This is a genomic window from Verminephrobacter aporrectodeae subsp. tuberculatae At4 (assembly GCF_000193225.1).
Taxonomy (GTDB): Bacteria; Pseudomonadota; Gammaproteobacteria; order Burkholderiales; family Burkholderiaceae_C; genus Acidovorax; species Acidovorax aporrectodeae.
The window spans coordinates 1-19,691 of the sequence record NZ_AFAL01000382.1 but is presented as its reverse complement, the minus strand read 5'-3'; the positions used below and the strand labels follow the sequence as shown (position 1 = coordinate 19,691).

Genomic DNA, 19,691 nt, shown 5'->3' with positions numbered 1-19,691 from the left:
CATCGGCCACCGTGCGGCCGTAGCTGTCCTGGTCCACCGGACGCAGGGTGGCCTGCTGCCTGAAGCAAATTTGCGCCAGGTGCTGGCGCGCCTGCTGGCCAAAGGCCTGCTGCCACTCCGGTGCGTCGATGGCGGCAATGCGCACCCTCACCGGCTGCCGGTCGTCTGGCGCAGCGCAGCGCACGGTCAGGGTGTCACCGTCGTTGACGGCGATGACCAAGCAAAGCAGGGAGGCAAGGGGCATGGGACGGTATGGGGTGGGCCACGCGGAAAGCTATCGACAGTGTAGTGGCCTGCCGGCCACGCCAGGATTCGCAGGTGTCGCATGCAACGGCTTGTGTCCAGCCATGGAACCACCTGGCGGACAGACCATCAGACTTCCCGTGGCCCCGGACTTTTGCTGAACAATGGGGGCTTTGCGCAAAAGCAGGCACAAGGAGGGACCGGTCTTGACTATCCCATGGACTCACAACACATTGCCTGGACACACGGTCTGGCGCCGCGCTCTGCGCGCTGGCGCTGCGGCCTGCACGGTCCTGGCGCTCGCGGGCTGCGTGGGCGGCGTCACCGTGAAAACGTTTGCGGTGCAGGAGAAATTCGGGTCCGAGGGCACGTACTCGCGCATGTTCGATGCGACACCGGCGAAGACCTGCGAGGCCTCGCGCCGCGCGCTGCTCAGCCAGGGCTACGTGATTTCCTCCAGCAGGGTGGACTTGGTGGAGGGCACCAAGAGCTTTCAGCCCGAAGCCGAATCGCACGTGCAGATCGTGGTGCGCGTGGTCTGCGTTCCCGAGACCGGTGACGGCAAGGTCAGCCTGGGCTTTGTGACGGCGCTGCAAGACACCTTTGTTCTGCGCAAGACGAACAATTCCGCCAGCCTGGGCGTGGGGGCCATCGGCTCGGTGTCGCTGCCGGTTTCCTCCACGAGCGAATCCTTGGTCAAGGTGGGCAGCGAGACCATCGCCAAAGACATGTTCTACGAGAGATTCTTTGACTTGGTGAAACGCTACCTCGCGATCGATCAGGAGTTGGACGACTGACGACTGACGCCTGGCGGGGGCCGGCCTGCCTCCGCTTACGCAGGAACGAACAGCGCCGGATCGACCATCGTGCGGTTGAGTTGCACGCCCCAGTGCAGGTGCGGGCCGGTCGCGCGGCCGGTGGCGCCCACGGCGCCCAGGTGCTGGCCGGTTTGCAGCGTGTCGCCCACCTGCACGTCGATGGCGCTGAGGTGGCACATCAGGCTCAGCAGGCCCTGGCCGTGGTCCAGCCACACCGTGCCGCCGTTGAAGAAATACTCCCCCGTGTCGATCACCCGCGCGGGCAGCGGCGCGACGATGGACTCTCCCAGGGGGGCGGCAATGTCCATGCCGGTGTGCGGATTGCGCGGCTTTCCGTTGAACACGCGCCGCAGCCCGAACGAACTGGAGCGCCGCCCCGGCACCGGCACCTGCATGCGCAGCGATTGCCCGGCGCTGCCCGCAGGCGCCTCGGAGAATGTGTTCATCACCAGCACCTGGTGCTGGCGCTCGCGCGTGTGGCGCGCCAGGTCTTCGGGCGACAGGTCTACCGTGTGCGGCGGCACCCTGAGGTGCTGCTCCTGGTACTGCTTGGGGCCCACGGTGTAGGGCAGCCGCCGCGTGCCAGAGCCAGCGGTCTGTACGGTGATGTACGCCGTGCCCGGCGCTGCCGTCAGCGCAATGCCCACCACCGCCGTCCACGCGCTGGCGTCGCCGAGCACCAGCAGCGGCACGTCCTCTTGGCCCTGGCGCAGATGCGCCACCGGCCGCGTGGCAGCCGCTCCCAGCGGCAGCTGCACCACGCCACCGGGCACCGGCAGCGCGCGCGGCCACAGATCGGGCGCATCAGACTGCGCGCGCACGGCGGGCAGCCCCGCAGCAGCCCCCAGGATGGCAAGCACGAGGCTGCGGCGGCTCGGACGTGGGGTGCAGGGGGGAGGCAGGGCAGGCATGGAGCAGGGGAGGGCAGGGTGCTTGAACGGGGCCGGTGGCAGTGTAGCCCGGCCCGTGTTCGAGCCCCGCGTCGGTGCCTTCGGGCGCGACAAGGATGGTGGTGGGACACGGCCAGGGACGGTTATCAGCGCGTGCAGCGCAAAAAAATCGTTAGACTGTGCGCATCCCTCTATGCGCACATTGAGAATCCGCATGCCTGTACAAACCTCTGCATCCCCACGCCATGTCCGGTCGCGTCAATCTCTGAAGCGGGCCACCAATTTGAGTTTGAGTACGGACGTGTTGAATGCCGCCAAGGCGCTGGATCTCAACCTGTCACAGGTGTGTGACGACTATCTGCGGCAGCTGGTGCGGCAAGAACAGGAACGCCGTTGGCGTAGCGAACACACCGATTTCATTGCCACTTACAACGCCACCATCGAGGCCGAAGGTCTGCCGCTGGAGCAGTGGAGAACCTTCTGATGGCGCGCTTCGACGTGTACGTCAACACCGGCGCGCTGGCCAGCACCACACCGTACCTGCTCGATGTCCAGAGCAATCTGCTCGATGGGCTGGAGAGCTGCGTAGTGATTCCGTTGCGTAGCCTGGATCACTATGCCAAGGTGAAACTGCCCACTCGCCTGACGCCGGTGTTCCCGATTCTGGGCAGGGATTGCCTGCTGGAGACACCCAAGATGGCGGCCGTTCCCCGGCGGATACTCAGGGACTGCGTCGCCTCGTTGAGCCAGGAGCAGGCGCGCATCACGGCTGCGCTGGACTTCTTGTTTCAGGGGTACTGAGCGGCCTGTCAGCGCAACACCACGCAAGGCCGTCAGCGCGCGGACATCTGCTGCGGCAGCCAGGTCACGATGCCGGGGAACGCATAGATCAGCGCCACGGCGGCGCACATGAGCAGGAACATGGGCAGGGCCACCCGGGAGATCCAGGGCAGCTGGCGGCCCGTCATGCCTTGCAGAACGAACAGGTTGAAGCCCACGGGCGGCGTGATCTGCGCCATCTCGACCACCAGCACGATGAAGATGCCGAACCAGAGGGGGTCGATTCCCGCGGCCTGCACCGTGGGCATGAGCACGCCCATGGTGAGCACCACCATCGAGATGCCGTCCAGAAAGCAGCCGAGCAGGACGAAGAACAGCGCCAGCGCGGCGATGAGCTGCGCCTGGTTCAGTTCCAGCGACGCGATCCATTGCGCGAGGTGGCGCGGCAGGCCGATGTAGCCCATGGCCAGCGAGAGGAACGCGGAGCCGGCCAGGATGAGCGCGATCATGCAGTACAGGCGCGTGGCGCCCATCAGCGCTGCCCTGAAGCTGCGCCAGTCCATCGAGCCCTGCACGCCAGACAGCACGAGCGCGCCCAGCACCCCGAGCGCTGCGGCCTCGGTGGCCGTGGCCCAGCCGATGTAGATCGATCCGAGCACGGTCGCGATGAGCAGCAGCACCGGGATCAGGCTGCGCGATTGCGCGAGTTTCTGCATGAACGCCATGCGCTCGTCCGCCGCGGGAACCTGCTCGGGGTGGCGCAGCGCCCACAGCACGATATAGCCCGAGAACAGGGCCGCGAGCAGGATGCCGGGCAGCACGCCGGCAATGAACAGCTGCGAGATCGAGACCTCGGCCGTCACGCCGTAGACGATCATGATGATCGACGGCGGGATCAGCAGGCCCAGCGTGCTCGCTCCGGCCAGGGTGCCGACCACCATGTGTTCGGGGTAGCCGCGGCGCGTGAGCTCGGGCAGCGTCATCTTGCCGATCGTCGCGCAGGTCGCTGCGCTCGACCCCGAGACGGCAGCAAAGATGGTGCAGCCGATCACGTTGGTGTGCAGCAGGCGGCCCGGCAGCGCCTGCACCCAGGGTGCAAGCCCCTTGAACATGTCCTGCGACAACCGGGTGCGGAACAGGATTTCTCCCATCCAGATGAACAGCGGCAGCGCGGTGAGGGTCCAGCTCGACGCCGAGCCCCAGATCGTCATGGCCATGGCCTCCCCCGCGGGGCGCGCGGAAAACAGCTGCATGCCGATCCAGGCGACGCCCGAGAGCGTGAGTCCGATCCATACGCCGCTGCCCAGGATCAGGAACAGCGACAGCACGAGCAGGCCGGTAATTGCGAGATCATCCATGGCAGGCAGCGCCCGGTTCATTCATTGCGCAGCGCCGCGCCGGAGTTCGCCGCACTGCGCCGGCCCAGCGCTTGCAGCAGCAGTTCGTCCAGAAACGCGACGGCCAGCAGCACCGTGCCCAAGGCCATGGCGAGCTGGGGAATCCACAGCGGCGTGGCGTCGTTGCTCGTGGAGATGTCGTGGAACGCGTGCGACTGCCAGGCGAGCTTGCAGCTGTACAGCGCAAACAACAGCGCCAGCAGCGTGGCGATGCTCAGCGCCCAGAGTTCGAGCGCATTGCGCATGCGGCCCGGCAGGGCGTTGAGCAGCAGCGTGACGCGGATATGCTCCCCGCGCCTGAGCGTGTGCGCCAGCGCCAGAAAGCCGCTGGCAGCCATCAGGTAGCCCGCGTAGGCGTCGGTGCCCGGCACATGGAAATCGAGCTGGCGGCTGACGACGGACAGCAGCACCATGCACAGCAGGCCGAACATGAACAGCGCCGCCAGGGCTGCGGCGGCGTCGTACAGGAAATCAAGCAGGCGGCGCATGGGTGGCCTACCTGCGGTAGGCGTCGATCAGCGCCTGGCCCTCGGGGCCGGTCGTGGCGATCCATTCCTTGAGCATGCTCTCGCCCGCCCGGGCCAGGTCGGCTCTGAGCGCCGCCGGCGGCTCGACGATCTTCATGCCATGCGCCTTGAGCTTGGCGGTGGTGTCGGTGTTCACCTGGGTGCTGGTGCTCCAGCCGCGTGCATCGGCGTCGGTGCCGGCCTTGAGCAGGGCTTGCTGCAAGGGTTTGTCGAGCGCGTCAAAGGCCTTTTTGTTCACGAGCACGGCGTTCTTGGGCAACCAGGCCCGGGTGTCGTAGTAGTACTTGAGGTGCTCGTAGATCTTGTTGTCCATGCCCGTCGCGCTTGAGGACATGGTCGCTTCGACGACGCCCGTGGCCAGCGCCTGCGAGAGCTCCGCGGCCTGTACGGTGACCGGCTGCGCGCCGAGCAATTGCGCAAGGCGCGCCGTCGCGGGGCTGTAGGTGCGCCATTTGACGCCCCTCAGGTCGGCGGCGCTGCGCAGGGTCTTCTTCGTGCCGATGCCCTGGGGCGGCCAGGCCACGGAATAGAGCAGCAGCATGCCCTGCTCGGCGAGCTTCTTTTCCAGAAACGGCTTTTGCGCGGCGTAGAGCTTTTTTGCGGCCTCGTAGCTGTCGGCCAGAAAGGGCAGGCTGTCGATGCCAAAGATCTGCCATTCGTTCTGGAAGTTGCCCAGCAGGACCTCGCCCATCTGCACTTGGCCGCCTTGCACCGCGCGCTTGATTTCCGGGGCCTTGAACAGCGCGGCGTTGGCGTGCACGGTGATCTTGAGCTGGCCGCCCGTGGCCTTGTCAACCTCGCTGGCCAGCTGCGCCATGTTCTCGGTGTGGAAGTTGCTCGCCGGGTAGGCCGCAGCCAGATCCCATTTGACCTGGGCCCAAACCGGGGTGGCGGCAAGGGCCAGGGCAAGTGCGAGTGCGGTGGCGGGGAGGATTCTTCTGCGCTTCATGGGATGCGGGCTCCACTCGGGGTGTTTATTCTTGGCAGGCCACTGTATGGGATGCCGGCCGGATGGTTCCTAGGTGTTTGCCTGATACCGACAAATTGTCGACGAATTATCATCGGCTTGTCTGTAATTTCAGTAATGACTTGCGTGCACGAGCCGTGGCACCCTGTGGAGGCTCCTCATGAAATCTGCTGCCCGGGCGTCCGGTGCACCCGGGCCCATCGTATCGTCCGCGCACCTGGTGTCCGCGCGCAGTGCGGAGCTCAGCGAGTTCGAGTTCGGCCTCATCGTCGCGGGCAATGCGTTTCACCGCTGGGTGGTGCACTGCATGGCGGCGGCCGGCCTCAGGGACCTGACGGCGCTGGACGTGCTGGTGCTGCACCACGTCACGCACCGCGCGCGCGACAAGCGGCTCGCCGACATCTGCTTCATCATGAACGTGGAAGACACGCACTTGGTGAACTATGCGCTCAAGAAGTTGCAGACCCTGGGCGTGGTCGCCGCACGCAAGAACGGCAAGGAGGTCACCTACGCCGCCACCGATGCGGGCCGCGCCCATGTGCAGCGCTACCGCGAAATCCGCGAGTCCTGCCTCATCGACGCCTTGCAGGCCGGCGATGCGCTGAACCGCGACATCGGCGAATTGGCCCGCCTGCTGCGCCTGCTCTCGGGCCTGTACGACCAGGCGGCGCGCTCTGCTGCCGCGGCGTGATTTCTTTCCCAACGGCTCCGCGCACGAAGCCATGCATCGAGCAGAAAAAAGCAAATGTCCAGACAAACTTCCCCCCGCGCCCCTGCCCCCCGCTGGCAATTCTGGATCGACCGCGGAGGCACCTTTACCGACGTGGTGGGCCGGCGGCCCGACGCGGACGGCGGCTACACGCTGCTCACGCACAAGCTGCTTTCGGAGAACCCGGGGCAGTACCGGGACGCCGCCGTGGCCGGAATCCGCCACTTGCTGGGCCTCGCGCCCGGTGAGCCGGTGACGCCGCAGCGCGTGGAGTGCGTGAAGATGGGCACCACCGTGGCCACGAATGCGCTGCTCGAACGCAAGGGCGAGCCCACGCTGCTCGTCACCACCCGGGGCTTTCGGGACGCGCTGCGCATCGCCTACCAGAATCGCCCGCACCTGTTCCAGCGCCACATCGTGCTGCCCGAGTTGCTCTACAGCCGTGTCATCGAGGCGCACGAGCGCATGGGCGCGCACGGCGAGGTGGTCGAGCCGCTCGACACGGCGCACCTGAGCGAGCAGTTGCGCGCCGCGCACGCAGCGGGTCTGCGCAGCGTGGCCATCGTGTTCCTGCACGGCTACCGCTACGGCGCGCACGAAGAGGCGGCGGCGCGCATCGCGCGCGCGCTGGGCTTTGCGCAGGTGAGTGCATCGCACGCCACCAGCCCGATGATGAAGCTCGTGAGCCGGGGCGACACCACGGTGGTCGATGCCTACCTCTCGCCGATCCTGCGCCGCTACGTCGATCAGGTGGCCAGCGAGATGCCCGGGGTGAAGCTGTTCTTCATGCAGTCCTCGGGCGGGCTCGCCGACGCGCAGCGCTTCCAGGGAAAGGACGCGATCCTGAGCGGGCCGGCCGGCGGCATCGTGGGCATGGCGCGCACCGCCGCGCTCGCGGGGCACGGGCGGGTGATCGGCTTCGACATGGGCGGCACCTCCACCGACGTGAGCCATTACGCGGGCGAGTTCGAGCGCGAGTTCGAGACCCAGGTCGCCGGCGTGCGCATGCGCGCGCCGATGATGGGCATTCACACCGTGGCCGCGGGGGGCGGTTCGATCCTGGGCTTTGACGGCGCGCGCTTTCGCGTCGGCCCCGAGAGCGCGGGCGCCGACCCCGGCCCGGCCAGCTACCGCCGGGGCGGCCCGCTGACCGTGACCGACGCGAACCTGATGCTGGGCAAGATCCAGCCAGCGCATTTTCCCAAGGTGTTCGGGCCTGCGGCCGACGAGGCGCTCGACGGCGCCGTGGTGGTGCAAGGGTTCTGCGCGCTGGCTGCGCGGACCGGGCGCCGGGCCGAAGACGTGGCGCATGGCTTCATCCGCATCGCCGTGCAGCAGATGGCCAACGCCATCAAGAAGATCAGCGTGGCGCGGGGCTACGACGTCACGCGCTACACCCTGCAATGCTTTGGCGGCGCGGGCGGGCAGCACGCCTGCCTGGTCGCCGACGCGCTGGGCATGACGCGCGTATTCGTGCACCCGCTGGCGGGCGTGCTCAGCGCCTACGGAATGGGCCTGGCGGATCAGAACGTGATCCGCGAGCAGACCGTGGAATGCCCGTTGACGCCCGATGCGTTGGCGGGAATCGAGGCCAGGCTCGGGCAGCTGGCCGCCAGCGCGTGCAGCGAACTCGAACGCCAGCAGTCGGGCAGTGGCGGTCAGGTGCTGCTGCGGCGCCGCGTGCATGTGCGCTACGAGGGCAGCGACGCGGCGCTCGTCGTCCCCTGGCCCGACGCCGGTGCGGCGTCCCTCGATGCGGCCGCGCTGGGTGCCGCGATCCGCGCGGGATTCGAGCAAGCCTACCGCCAGCGCTTTGCCTTTCTGATGCAGGGCAAGGGCCTGGTGGTCGAGGCCGTTTCGGTTGAGGCCGTGCTCCCCGGCGACGCGCCCGTGGAGCCCCGCCACGCGCTGCAACCCGCGCGCGCGGTGCCGCGCCGCAGCAGCGTGCGCATGTACACCGGCGGCGTGGACGGCGTGGCCGCCTGGCACGACGCCGCGCTGGTGGTGCGCGAGGACCTGCGCCCGGGCGATGCGATTGCCGGCCCGGCGATCATCGCCGAGAAGAACGCCACGACCATCGTCGAGCCCGGCTGGCAGGCGCAGCTCACCGAACTCGACCACCTGCTGCTCACGCGCCACGCCGCGCGCGCGGTGCAGCATGCCGCAGGCACCACGGTGGACCCGGTGCTGCTCGAACTGTTCAACAACCTGTTCATGAACATCGCCGAGCAGATGGGGCTGCAACTGCAAAACACGGCGTACTCGGTGAACATCAAGGAGCGGCTCGACTTCAGCTGCGCGCTGTTCGACGCCGCGGGCAACCTGATCGCCAACGCGCCGCACATGCCGGTGCACCTGGGAAGCATGGGCGAGAGCATCCGGACCGTGCTGCGCGAGAACGCGGGCCGGATGCAGCCCGGCGACGTATACCTGCTCAACGACCCCTACCACGGCGGAACGCACCTGCCGGACATCACCGTCATCACGCCGGTGTGGATCGCCGACGAGCGCGCGCCCAGGTTCTACGTGGGCAGCCGCGGGCACCATGCCGACATCGGCGGCAGCACGCCCGGATCCATGCCGCCGTTCTCCACGCGCATCGAGGAAGAGGGCGTGCAGATCGACAACGTGAAGCTGGTGGACCGCGGCGTGCTGCGCGAGGCCGAGGTGATCGCGCTGCTGCAAAGCGGCGCGTACCCGAGCCGCAACCCGCAGCAAAACATGGCCGACCTGCGCGCGCAGATCGCGGCCAACGAAAAGGGCCAGCAGGAATTGCGCCGCATGGTCGCCGAGTTTGGCCTGGACGTGGTGCAGGCCTATATGCGCCATGTGCAGGACAACGCCGAGGAATCCGTGCGCCGCGCCATCACGCGCCTGAAGGACGGCGCCTTCACGCTGCCGCTGGACAACGGCGCGCAGATCCGCGTGGCGCTGCGCGTGGACGCAGCGAACCGCAGCGCGACCATCGACTTTGGCGGCAGCAGCGCGCAGCAGCCGAACAACTTCAACGCGCCCACGGCGGTGTGCATGGCCGCCGTGCTGTACGTGTTCCGCACGCTGGTCGACGACGAGATCCCGCTCAACGCCGGCTGCCTGAAGCCGCTGAACGTCATCATCCCGCGTGGCAGCATGCTCAACCCCGACCCGCCGGCTGCGGTGGTGGCGGGCAACGTGGAAACCTCCACCTGCATCACCAACGCACTGTACGGTGCGCTCGGCCTGATGGCGGCGGGGCAATGCACCATGAACAACTTCACCTTTGGCAACGCGCGCTACCAGTACTACGAGACCATCGCGGGCGGCAGCGGCGCGGGCGGCGTGTGGGACGCGTCGGGCGCCCTGGTCGGCGGCTTTGCGGGAACCAGCGTGGTGCAGGCGCACATGACGAACTCACGCCTCACGGACCCCGAGGTGCTGGAGTTCCGCTTCCCGGTGCGGCTCGAGGGCTACGCAATCCGCGCAGGATCGGGCGGCGCCGGGCGCTGGGCAGGCGGCGACGGCGGCGTGCGCCGCGTGCGCTTTCTCGAACCCATGACGGCGAGCATCCTCTCCAACGGCCGCCGCCACGGCGCCTTCGGCATGGCCGGCGGCGCGCCCGGCGCCGTGGGAATCAACCGCGTACTGCGCAGCGACGGCAGGATCGAACAGCTCGGGCATATCGGCCAGGTCGAGATGCAGCCGGGCGATGTGTTTGAAATCCACACGCCGGGCGGCGGCGGGTTTGGCACCGCCCAAGATCGTAACTACTCAGCCCCCGGCCCCACGGCCCAGCCGATCAACCAAAGCAAGGTTGAACCGGAGCGCCCTGAAAGGCTTGGATGAGCGCGTCAGACTGTCCGTCTTACGAACCTCCACCCGAGTTCTCCGGCCTGGGCCAGGTCTTGGGTTCGGCGATCACCGAAGACCCGGCCACCGGCGAGACGACCTTGAAGCTCGGCTTCTCTATGTCCAAGATCGGCGGTAGGTCGACCGTTTCAGCACCGGGCGCTACCGTCGACAGTGCGGTCAGCGATGGCACCAAGCTGTCCTTGCGTGGCTTGCTGCACTACCTGTGGGATCAGGCCGAGCTGACGCGCTGGCATCCCGGCTTTGCTGGTAAACGCTCGTGGGCCACCGTGCGCAGACATTTGCTGCGCGCCGCAGGGAGCATAGTCGCTCGCGGCAGTGCTTTGCGTGCTCGTCTCTACATTCCGGAGTTGTTCTCGGTCGAACAGCGCGACGCAATCAGTGCGCGACGCATGTCGCAATGGGCATACGCGGTGGCGGCTCCCGGCAAACCTCAGCAGCTGATGCTGATGATTGCAGAGGTCAAAGAGATCGTGCCTGCGCGCTACAGCTACAAGGCCATCGTCAAGCACGTGCCCGACCAGGCGTTCGCCATAGACGAGCAGCTCTACCGTCGCTTGGGCCGCTGCTTCACCGCTGAACTGGCTCTGTGGGGCGCAACGGAGAGTGTGCATCTGGTGGTCATCGCCACATTCGGCATAAGCGCTACCGGCATTCCAACCATTGCCGAGCTATCGCTGATGCCGACGACACCGCAGTGGCTGCCTGTTGAAGACGCCTTCGATCAGCAACTCACTGATCGGCTGGTCGGCGATGCCCGCTCGTTCGTGAAAGGTCTTCGATACAACCTGCCCCGGCTTCACCCCATGGCCCAGGCAACGCTGACCGATACCGAGCCGGAAGCGCATATGCTTTTCGTAATGTCACCAGGCCTCAGCAACGAGCAATCAGGCCAGCTTCTCGGGAAGTTCGTCCACCCAGGCAAAAGCGCGCCGTGGCTATGGCGTCCACCGAGCGAAGTCATGCCTCCCCTGCCGGCGCGAGCTTCAGCGCACAGTGCACAGCGATAACCACCATCACGACAAGTCAGCCAAGAACTCCGACGCCGGCTCGACTCCCGTTACCAACAATCGGTCTCTGGCTCGCGTGCACGCAACATAGAGCAAGTGCCTTTCGGTGTCATAGACCTCCTTCAGATCGGCCTCGTCCGACACCTCGTCGATGCGCGCCTGTAGGGGGACCACTTCGTCGTCGCAGGCCATCACGACGACGCACCGGAACTCAAGCCCCTTTGCCAGGTGCATCGTACCGATGGAGACTTCGTCGCTGTCGGTATCGACGTTCTCATCGAGTACGTGATACGGCAACTGGGCCTGACTCAGGGCACGCCGAGCCCGCTCAAGTTCAGCGTCTGAACGGACGAACACAGCCAGTTCGCCAGCCCGCACGCCTTGCTTCACACACTCGCCCAGCCAGGCTGCGACCGCTGTGATTTCCGCATCGACAGATGCAACCACCCGCACCAGCGGCGCAGGTCCGTTGAAAACCGATACGGTGCCCTTTCGATCCTCGGAGTTGCCGTCCACGTCAACCAATTCGGGACCGAGTAGACGGTCCGCCTGGATGCGAATCTGGTGCGAGGTGCGGTAGTTGACGTGGAGCGTGCGCGACCGCCCGCGTACATCCACTCCCAATGACTTCCATGAAAATGGCAGCTGAAAGATGCGCTGTCCCAAGTCGCCCGCAAAAAACAAGGCGTTGCGCTGCTGCCCACCGAAAGCCGCGAGGAACTTGAGTTGCGGCACACCGATGTCCTGCGCTTCGTCCACCACCACGTGCTCGAAAGGCAGCTTTGCACCGGCAGCATAGTGCGCAGCAAGCCGCGTGAACAGCTCGGCGCGCGTCACCCGCTTTTCGCTGCGAAGGCGATCCCGCACGAGGCTAAAGATGCTCCATACTCCCGCGCGCTGCGCCTCTGACAAGCGCGTCTTGCGCCCCAGGCGCTTGATGTCGCGATAGCCTTCCCCGCTATCGATCTGCCATGGATCAACGATTTCTGCCCACTCACTCCACAGGAACCCCTGGCCAAGCTTCGCCGGCAGCGCGGTCGCCGATGCACCCTGTTCAGCGGCGCAGGTCGCGACTGCGTCCACGAGGTAGCGCCGAACGAGCTGATCGTCGGCCAGTGCAGGTTTTCCAAACGCGAACTTGAAAAGACGCTCACCGAGCTCGTCGATCGCCACCACGTCGATTCGCTCGGCCAGTTTCGGCGTCCGCCCCACCAGCCGACGCAGCCGCGTGTGCAGTGCATGGGCCAACGCCGGCGTGAACGTGGTGAGCAAGACCCGCGAATCTTCGTTGTTCCTCGCCAAGTAAACCGCGCGATGAAGCGCCACGATGGTTTTGCCGGTCCCCGCAGAGCCTGACACGCGCGCCGGTCCGCCATGATCGCGTTCCACCCACTGCCGTTGCGCCGGGTGCAGGAAGACCGTCCACTGGTCCCACGGAAACTCCAGCGCACGCTCCAACTCTTCCACGTCCTGCATGACGCGGAACCGGCGCTGCGCATCGGGATGCGCGAACGGATCGGCTCCCGGCGGTGCCGTCTGGGGGCGCCGCGGTGTGCCGCCGGTGGCCAGTTCGAGAAGCGCCTCCGCAGCTTCAGCCGGCAACTTCTCGGCCAGCACGAGCAAACTGTCCTCATCGGCCTGACGAATCTCTGCCAACCACTCGGTGGGCACGCCCCAACTCAACAAGTCCTGGTCAGACATCTGGCCGAAGGGCGACGGCTTCGCCGTCGGCTGGGGGGTGACAGCAGCAGATACCGGCTCGCCCCGACGAACCACGATCTCGTCGACGCGCTCGCGCATCTCCACCCACTGTGCCGCTCCGGTCGTCGGGTGCGTCTCCAGGCGCCGCCGTTCGGCCCACTGGTATGCCTTGTCATGGTGATCGACGTAGCACAGCAGCAAGCTGTCCGCCGACTTGTGGACGATCAGCCTGATGTCGCTGCTCACCCGCACCGACCAAAAGTTCTTGTCCCGCGCTTTGTCCAGCTTGTGAAAGCTCATGCCCGGATTCGCCGGGTTCATCTGCAAATCAAAAGCCGTCGTCTTGGCGGCTTTCTGCTCTTCGCCCGTCAATCGCGCGAGGCTTGCGGTGAACGTATCGGCAATTCGGAAGTTCATGCTGTAGTCCCTGCTTGAGCTCAACACCGCTGCATCATCACGCTACCTTGAAAACCTTCATCACCTCATCGCCCAGGTGATTGATCACCTTCACTGCAATCCGGCCGGACTTGGGCTTGGCAAACGGCCTTGACGTGTCGCTGTGCAATGTGGCCCAGGCGTCCTCATCGATCTCGGCCTTGAGTGTTGTCTTCAGCGACTTGTACGGATCGTTCGCCCCCAGGAAGTAGGCATGGCGAACGAAGAAGCTCTCTTCGTTGTAGTCGGTGTCGATGAACCAGCAGGCAATCTCGTCTGGCCCGCTGGACTCGACCTTGCCTTCGTTCGGGCGGAAGACATCAACGCCGTTGACCTTGACACGGATGTGCCCGTCGCCTTCGGTCAACAGCGAAATATCGGGCTCGCCGAAGATCACGAACAGGTTGCCCTTGCCAGTGTTCTTCAGGTCCTCGGCCATGTGCAGGTCGGCGTTCATGCGCGCCTTGAGCACTGGGAGGTCGGCCAGCTTGTTGAACTCTGTCGTGTGCGCCTCGTAGTTGAAGGCGCATGCGATCAGCACATCGAAGCCGGCGTCGCGGGCCTCGCGTGCGGCGGCCACCAAGTCCACGCGAGTGACGGTGCCGAACTCCGGGCCGATAAAGATCGCGGCGCGGCGCTGGTGGGCTGTGCCACCGTCGCCTTCTTCGTACTTGCCTTCACCGCAGATGTACTCGCCTGGCCAGCCCGAGAGCGCCGTGAACGTGATGCGGCCTTCCTTGTGGGCTTGCTGAACGCCGGCGGTCTTGAGATTCTCCAGGATCATCTGCGGGAAGCTCTGCTTCGCCGCGTACTCACCATCGGCGTCAGCGACCTTATCGATCAGTTCGTCGTTCTCGTCCACGCCAAGGACACGGTGCGGCGAAAGGCTCTCCACAGTGAACGGGCCTGCGACGCGGACGCGCTTGTTGTCCGCATAGGGCTTGTCGTAGAGGTATTCGAACTCGGCCTTCGCGGCGATGCTGCCGTCGATGGCCGTTTGGCGCGCGACGCGGGCTTGCCACCAACCAGCGTGCAGCTTCTTTGCGGTGTCGGGCCATGTCAACTCAGCCTCACGCGGGATCTCCCATTCGCCCCAGCTTTTCGACAGCGCAGCGTTGAGCTGCTCACGTAGCGGCTCCAGTGCCTGCTGCCACTCGTTCCAGATCACGTCGATCTCCGCGTTGTTGGCAATCGACTTCAACGTGACGTGCGGCACACGCTCGTAAACGAAACCCTGGCGGATGCTGCCGTGGACTGGCTGACTGGAAGGCACATTGCGAGTGACCTCGGCTTCCTTCATCTGGCCTTCGCGCGAGTCGGCGAGCAGGTAGTAGGGGTAGCGTGCGCCCATGATGCGCGCACGGGCCAGAGCGAGCGCAACGCGCGATGTGTCGATGGTGATCCAGCGACGGGCCCATTGTTCGGCGACATAGGCGGTGGTGCCAGAACCGCAAGTGGGATCGAGGACGAGGTCACCGGGGTCCGTCGCCATCAGCACACACCGCTCAACCAACTTATTGGCGGTCTGAACTACGTAGATCTTGTCGCCACCGAACTGATTCTGGCCGACCGCATCTGTCCATACGCTGTTGTACGGGAACGCTGGGAAGTCATCGAGATATCGGATATATCCGATGTTCTTACCCGAGCCAGAATGCACACGATTCGCAGCAATCAGCTTCAACATTCCGGACTGGCCGGTCTTCCAGACGCCGGACGTAGGGCGATATTCTCTCCCGGCAATCATGACCGGGTATCGAGTCTTGTCCACTCCGGACGAAGACATCAAGTTGTCAACACCAAAAGCGCGAGCACCAGAGGGAAGAGAACCACCCGACTTCTCCTCCCTGCTGAACGGCCGTCGCGAACCGTCGGCCTCCTCGACTTGCGTGTAAAGGCTGCCGCCAACTGCTCCAGCAATCTTCTCTCGCCACAACTGTCGATACTTCAAAGCCTCTGTGCTTCTCGCATACCACAGCAAGTGATCAGCGACCCCGGGGAGTGTTTTCAGTTCCCCTGGACTCCCCGCTCCCGTTGTCTTCTGCGCCACAATGGACACCACGAAGTTCTCGGCGCCGAATACTTCATCCATCACCGCGCGAACTCGATGCGAGTTCTCATCCCCTATCTGCACAAAGATCGAACCGCTCTCAGTTAGAAGGTCGCGTGCTACGGCCAACCGATCGCGGAGATATGTCAGGTATGAGTGAATGCCATCCCGCCAAGTATCCCGAAACGCCTTGACCTGCTCCGGCTCGCGCGTGATGTGCTGCGTATTGCCGTCCTTCACGTCCCGGCTCGTTGTGCTCCACTGAAAGTTCGAGTTGAATTTGATTCCGTAGGGCGGGTCGAAGTAGATACATTGCACCTTCCCGCGCAACCCCTCGCGTTCCGCCAGAGAGGCCATCACTTGCAATGAATCGCCCAGGATCATCCGGTTCGACCAGTTCTGGTCATGGGCGTAGAACTCGGTCTTGTCGGCGCCGTGCGGAATGCCGTTGAAGTCGGAAAAGAGGTCGGGCGTGCGCTCGCCTTCGGCATGCTCACGCTCACGGGTCTCACGCAGCAGGTCATCAATCAGGGCCTTGGCGTGGACCTTCTCCTGGATGTACAGCGGCGGTGCATGCACCACCAGATCGCTCCAGTCCTGCCGGTCCTTGCCGCGCCACAGGAGCTGAGGGTCGATGTCGCGATTGCGTGCCTGCTTCTCCTCCTCCAGCGCCTTTCCCGACTCTTCGCGCGGATAGCTCACGCGCACCGGCGCCAGCTTCTGCTTCTCCAGCACCGACTGGTACTCGGCGGTCGGAATGTTCTTGCGCTTGGCGTCGTCATGTTGAATCGCCGTAACGATTTTCCCTGCGCCCGTCGCACCGTCGGTTCCCTTGCGTCCCTTGGAAGTTGCCATGTCGGTGCTCAAGCCGTCGGCACCGCGACGGCGACACCGTCAGCAGCTTTGGTGACCATCGCATCGAATGCCTCTTGCAGCTTGGCTGCGAAGTCATGCTGCATGGCATAGACATCGGTGAACTCGGCAAAAGCCCAGCGGCCATGGCTCCCAAGCCGGTTGACGCCCGGCACCCAGTAGTTGTCCATCGTGCTCTTTTTCTCTTTCGCGTCTTCGCCGCGGTAGCCCTTGATCTCGACGACTAAATTCAACAGGTCGCCTTCGTTCCCATCCTTGCCGCGCCCGTCATCAATGCGAACGATGAAGTCGGGGCGGTACTTGCGCATCTCGGCCTGGTAGCGGTACGGTACCTCCAGCCCGAGGTTGTGGTTCTTCACGTAGGCACGCACACGCGGGTGCTTCTCGGCCACCCGGCAGAACTCGGCCTCCCAGTCGCTATCGAGCACCACCCAGTTGATGTGGCACAGGTGTGCATCGGTGGCGTAGCGTTCAGTCTTTGTGGTGTTGAACGCTAAATGCCGCGTGCTGCCTATCGGGTTGTACGGGTCCAGCACGGCTTGGATCGGGCGCGCCTTGGCGAGTTCGGCCCGCACGATGCCAGCGGTGATGCGTTCGCACGCGGTGTCGGCCAGGGCCTTGTACTTGAGCTGGGCGGGATAGGTACCGCCCTTGCACACGAGGTGGCCTTCGTCGAGCCACTGTTTGACGATGCGCTTGAGCTGACCGAACAGATGCAGGCGCGGTGCCTCGCCAGGATCGCGCCACTTGTGCAGCACAAGGTGTGAGGTAAGTTCGTACACCACCTGCGACGGACGCACGTCGGCTGTGTGCGCCAGCGTCAGGTCCACCGGTTCACCGATGATGCCGCTATTGTGCGTTTCGGTGGCGCCCACCAGCTCAGGTGTCAAGGTCAGCGTCGAATCGGCATCGAACGATGCCGTGATACGCTCCTCGGGCAGTTCGATGCGGTAGCCCTGAACGCGCGGGAAGCGGATCTCGAGCGCGTCGCGATCCGGCCGCACGGCCTGCACGCGCACCGTCTCGCGCGGCTTCTGCGGCGGTGCGATGACGGGTTCCGCGTTGAAGTCGAACGGGATGCCAAGCACGTCGGCATACTCGACATTGAACAGCCCTTCGTTGTTGAGCTCGTAGCTCTGCCGCCGCAGCGCACGACCGATGACCTGCTCGCACAGCAATTGGGTGCCGAAGGCGCGCACGCCGAGCACATGGGTAACGGTGTTGGTGTCCCAGCCTTCGGTGAGCATGCTGACCGACACCACGCAGCGGATCGACTCGCCCAGGCGGCCGGCCTTGCCTACCGTGTTCATCACCTCGCGCAGCAAGTCCTGGTCGCTGATGCTGTCGGCTGCACGCGGATCGCCACTGCGCTCAATGATCTCGCGGCGAAAGCGCTCAATCTCGTCAGCAGCGACGCCGCGGAAATTGTCGTCAAGCGCTTCGCCGGATTCAAGCTGTTCGCTGTCGATTAGCAGCGTTCGCGGGTGTCCGTGGGCATTGCCATGCTCATCGTGGTTTCGAAACAGTTCGAGCCGGCCGGCTTCATGCGAGCGCGTACCGTCTTCGTGCTCGCGCTCGAAGCCGGCGATGTAGTCATAGACCAGCTTCGACGTGGCGGTGTTGTTGCACACGACGATGAAGCACGGCGGCACGTTGATGCCGGCGCGCTGCCACAACTCGAAGGTCTTGGCGTAGTGGCCGTAGAGCGCCTCCAAGGCCGTGATGAGCGGCGTGGGCAGCTTGTGCGGGTCCAGCCCACTCGCCTTGCCGCGGCCCTTCTTCGGCATCTGCTTGCCGATGTGCTTCCACAGTTCCCGGTACATCGGCATCTCGCCACCGGGGATGTTGTCGGCGATCGGCACACGCGGCAGCTTGACGATGCCGCATTCGATGGCGTCCATCAACGAGAAGTCGGACAGCGTCCAGGGGAACAGCGTGCCCTCGGCGTAGCCCGATCCGCGCAGGAAGAACGGCGTGGCCGACAAATCCATCACACGGGTGACGCCGATCTTGCGTTGAACCGCTTCGATGCCGCTGATCCACAAACGAGCGGCCTCGTTGTTCTGTTCGGCCTCTTTCTTTTCGTCGCCGGAAAGATCATCGTCTCCGGTGTCAGCTGCGGCCTTCGGCTTCTCGCGGTAGCAGTGGTGCGCTTCGTCGTTGATCACCATCACCTGGGGCATCCCCATCAGCTCAGGCATCACCCGTTGAAGCATCTGGCCTTCGGTTTCCAAGGTCTCGGGGGCGTCGCCGGTGCGCCCCTGAAGCAGTTGCCGGCCTCCCTTGGAAAGCTCGACACGCTCGCGCAGCTTGAAGGCGTGGTAATTGGTGATGACGATCTTGGCCTTGTTCAAGTCGTCGAGCATGTCGCTCGGCACGAGTTCGCGGCTGGCGTAATAGCTATCGGGGTCGTTGGGCCGCAGCACCCGCAAGCGGTCGCGGATCGTGATGCCTGGCGTAACGATGAGAAAGCCGCGCGTGAACTTCTTGCTGCCGGGCCGGCGTACGGCGTTGACGGTCTGCCAGGCCATCAACATGGCCATCACGGTGGTCTTACCAGCGCCAGTGGCAAGCTTCAGGGCAAGCCGGCTCAAGCCCGGGTTGGCGTCCTGGTTCGCGTTGGCCAAGTGCTCGATGAAGCGCTCGGCGGACTTACCCAACTGCGGCGCTACCTCGGTGAGCCAGATCGCCGTCTCCGCCGCCTCGACCTGGCAGAAAAACGGGCGCGTGTTGCTGAAGGCGTGATGGCGCCAGTGCTGCAGCAGGCGGGCCGTCTCGGGCGTCACGCGCCAGTCGTTCGGGCTCGGCAGAGCGCGCCATTTGTCCACCTCAGCCCGGACAGCGTTGATGATGGCCGTGTGGTCGTACTGCTGTTCCTGGGTAGAGCGCTCGTCGAACAGCAGCGCGGCTTGCTTCTCCGCTCCCTTGCGCTTCTTCGGCGCCGGGATGGGCATGACGAAGTCGGCCCGCCGACGGTTCTCGGCGATGCGCTGCGTGGGCTGCTTGTCCTCGCCGAGTTCCCAGTGTCGGGCCGGGTACCCGTAGGGCGAGTTCAGGATCGGACGCTCGAAAAAGATGTTGCTCATCGACGCGTACGGCGCGGCACGCGCAAATCAATTGATGACAGTTCTGAAATACCCATGTGCAGCCCCTCCTTTGTTGTTCTCTTTGCGCCGCGTCGACATCTCTGCCCATGGCCAATGAGCGGTGCAGCGCTTATGCATTGATCAGCGAAATCTTCACCCGCTTGCCAACGGCCCCTGCGGCCTTCACCAGCGTCTGAAGTGTTGTGGCCGGGTTGTCTGGACTGAGCAACCGATCAAGCTGCGCGTGCGTGGTGCCCATGCGCTTGGCCATGGCGGTCTTGGTGAGCTGGGCCTTCTGCATACCCGCTTCGAGTTCGTGCGCGAGAACGCGCTTCACCGCGGGTGGCTTGCTGGAGTTG

Annotated in this window: 15 protein-coding genes; 6 read left to right on the top strand and 9 right to left on the bottom strand. The window is 65.0% G+C overall.

What is annotated here, in order from left to right; all coding sequences use genetic code 11:
* A partial coding sequence (locus VTU_RS0109770; RefSeq protein WP_010103708.1) for a thermonuclease family protein occupies positions 1-244 on the bottom strand: 244 nt, incomplete at its 3' end.
* Between the two features lie 262 nt (positions 245-506).
* On the opposite strand from VTU_RS0109770, the gene VTU_RS0109765 reads away from it, so the two are divergent.
* Positions 507-1,040 (top strand): DUF2242 domain-containing protein, encoded by a 534-nt coding sequence (locus VTU_RS0109765; RefSeq protein ID WP_029554258.1) that lies wholly within the window; start codon positions 507-509, stop codon positions 1,038-1,040.
* A 35-nt stretch (positions 1,041-1,075) separates the two neighbouring features.
* Here the strand turns inward: VTU_RS0109765 and VTU_RS0109760 are convergent, their stop codons facing one another.
* On the bottom strand, positions 1,076-1,972 hold the full coding sequence (locus tag VTU_RS0109760; protein WP_040892624.1) for a M23 family metallopeptidase: 897 nt from the start codon (positions 1,970-1,972) through the stop codon (positions 1,076-1,078).
* A gap of 193 nt (positions 1,973-2,165) precedes the next feature.
* Between VTU_RS0109760 and VTU_RS0109755 the strand changes: the two genes are divergently transcribed.
* On the top strand, positions 2,166-2,435 hold the full coding sequence (locus VTU_RS0109755) for a type II toxin-antitoxin system CcdA family antitoxin (RefSeq protein ID WP_040892623.1): 270 nt from the start codon (positions 2,166-2,168) through the stop codon (positions 2,433-2,435).
* Positions 2,435-2,752, top strand: a complete 318-nt coding sequence (locus VTU_RS0109750) for a CcdB family protein (RefSeq protein ID WP_010103703.1) — start codon at positions 2,435-2,437, stop codon at positions 2,750-2,752. Before VTU_RS0109755 ends, VTU_RS0109750 begins: the two co-directional genes overlap by 1 nt.
* Positions 2,753-2,784: 32 nt before the next feature.
* Here the strand turns inward: VTU_RS0109750 and VTU_RS0109745 are convergent, their stop codons facing one another.
* The 3 genes from VTU_RS0109745 to VTU_RS0109735 are packed head-to-tail and all read right to left on the bottom strand — an operon-like array spanning position 2,785 to position 5,604.
* Positions 2,785-4,089: a TRAP transporter large permease gene (locus VTU_RS0109745; RefSeq protein WP_010103702.1), complete on the bottom strand. Its 1,305-nt coding sequence runs from the start codon at positions 4,087-4,089 to the stop codon at positions 2,785-2,787.
* A gap of 17 nt (positions 4,090-4,106) precedes the next feature.
* Entirely contained in the window at positions 4,107-4,616 is a 510-nt protein-coding gene (locus tag VTU_RS0109740) for a TRAP transporter small permease (protein WP_010103701.1), read from the bottom strand.
* Between the two features lie 7 nt (positions 4,617-4,623).
* Positions 4,624-5,604, bottom strand: a complete 981-nt coding sequence (locus tag VTU_RS0109735) for a TRAP transporter substrate-binding protein (RefSeq protein WP_010103700.1) — start codon at positions 5,602-5,604, stop codon at positions 4,624-4,626.
* Between the two features lie 178 nt (positions 5,605-5,782).
* Here VTU_RS0109735 and VTU_RS0109730 point away from each other — a divergent pair, with 178 nt between their 5' ends.
* From VTU_RS0109730 to VTU_RS0109720, 3 genes are read left to right on the top strand one after another with little or no spacing between them, the layout of a single operon-like run.
* Complete coding sequence (locus tag VTU_RS0109730) at positions 5,783-6,313, top strand: winged helix DNA-binding protein (RefSeq protein ID WP_010103698.1); 531 nt, start codon at positions 5,783-5,785, stop codon at positions 6,311-6,313.
* A 54-nt stretch (positions 6,314-6,367) separates the two neighbouring features.
* Positions 6,368-10,153, top strand: a complete 3,786-nt coding sequence (locus VTU_RS0109725; protein ID WP_010103697.1) for a hydantoinase B/oxoprolinase family protein — start codon at positions 6,368-6,370, stop codon at positions 10,151-10,153.
* Positions 10,150-11,187 carry a DUF1173 domain-containing protein gene (locus tag VTU_RS0109720; protein WP_010103693.1) on the top strand — a complete coding sequence of 346 codons (1,038 nt, stop codon included), beginning with the start codon at positions 10,150-10,152 and terminating at the stop codon, positions 11,185-11,187. Before VTU_RS0109725 ends, VTU_RS0109720 begins: the two co-directional genes overlap by 4 nt.
* A 6-nt stretch (positions 11,188-11,193) precedes the next feature.
* Here the strand turns inward: VTU_RS0109720 and VTU_RS0109715 are convergent, their stop codons facing one another.
* From VTU_RS0109715 to VTU_RS0109700, 4 genes are all read right to left on the bottom strand, one after another.
* Positions 11,194-13,305 carry a 3'-5' exonuclease gene (locus VTU_RS0109715; protein WP_010103691.1) on the bottom strand — a complete coding sequence of 704 codons (2,112 nt, stop codon included), beginning with the start codon at positions 13,303-13,305 and terminating at the stop codon, positions 11,194-11,196.
* Positions 13,306-13,342: 37 nt separating this feature from the next.
* On the bottom strand, positions 13,343-16,228 hold the full coding sequence (locus tag VTU_RS0109710) for a site-specific DNA-methyltransferase (RefSeq protein WP_010103689.1): 2,886 nt from the start codon (positions 16,226-16,228) through the stop codon (positions 13,343-13,345).
* An 8-nt stretch (positions 16,229-16,236) separates the two neighbouring features.
* Positions 16,237-19,332 (bottom strand): BPTD_3080 family restriction endonuclease, encoded by a 3,096-nt coding sequence (locus VTU_RS26715; protein ID WP_010103687.1) that lies wholly within the window; start codon positions 19,330-19,332, stop codon positions 16,237-16,239.
* A gap of 130 nt (positions 19,333-19,462) precedes the next feature.
* Positions 19,463-19,691 (bottom strand): helix-turn-helix domain-containing protein (locus VTU_RS0109700; protein ID WP_010103685.1); only part of this gene is annotated, 229 nt, incomplete at its 5' end.

What these genes read in the sequence shown, in the direction of transcription:
- VTU_RS0109750 (WP_010103703.1), top strand. Translation starts at nt 2,435, where the DNA reads ATGGCGCGCTTCGACGTGTACGTCAACACCGGCGCGCTGGCCAGCACC.
- VTU_RS0109745 (WP_010103702.1), bottom strand. Translation starts at nt 4,089, where the DNA reads ATGGATGATCTCGCAATTACCGGCCTGCTCGTGCTGTCGCTGTTCCTG.
- VTU_RS0109725 (WP_010103697.1), top strand. Translation starts at nt 6,368, where the DNA reads ATGTCCAGACAAACTTCCCCCCGCGCCCCTGCCCCCCGCTGGCAATTC.
- VTU_RS0109710 (WP_010103689.1), bottom strand. Translation starts at nt 16,228, where the DNA reads ATGGCAACTTCCAAGGGACGCAAGGGAACCGACGGTGCGACGGGCGCA.
- VTU_RS0109730 (WP_010103698.1), top strand. Translation starts at nt 5,783, where the DNA reads ATGAAATCTGCTGCCCGGGCGTCCGGTGCACCCGGGCCCATCGTATCG.
- VTU_RS0109715 (WP_010103691.1), bottom strand. Translation starts at nt 13,305, where the DNA reads ATGAACTTCCGAATTGCCGATACGTTCACCGCAAGCCTCGCGCGATTG.
- VTU_RS0109735 (WP_010103700.1), bottom strand. Translation starts at nt 5,604, where the DNA reads ATGAAGCGCAGAAGAATCCTCCCCGCCACCGCACTCGCACTTGCCCTG.
- VTU_RS0109720 (WP_010103693.1), top strand. Translation starts at nt 10,150, where the DNA reads ATGAGCGCGTCAGACTGTCCGTCTTACGAACCTCCACCCGAGTTCTCC.
- VTU_RS0109740 (WP_010103701.1), bottom strand. Translation starts at nt 4,616, where the DNA reads ATGCGCCGCCTGCTTGATTTCCTGTACGACGCCGCCGCAGCCCTGGCG.
- VTU_RS26715 (WP_010103687.1), bottom strand. Translation starts at nt 19,332, where the DNA reads ATGAGCAACATCTTTTTCGAGCGTCCGATCCTGAACTCGCCCTACGGG.
- VTU_RS0109760 (WP_040892624.1), bottom strand. Translation starts at nt 1,972, where the DNA reads ATGCCTGCCCTGCCTCCCCCCTGCACCCCACGTCCGAGCCGCCGCAGC.
- VTU_RS0109755 (WP_040892623.1), top strand. Translation starts at nt 2,166, where the DNA reads ATGCCTGTACAAACCTCTGCATCCCCACGCCATGTCCGGTCGCGTCAA.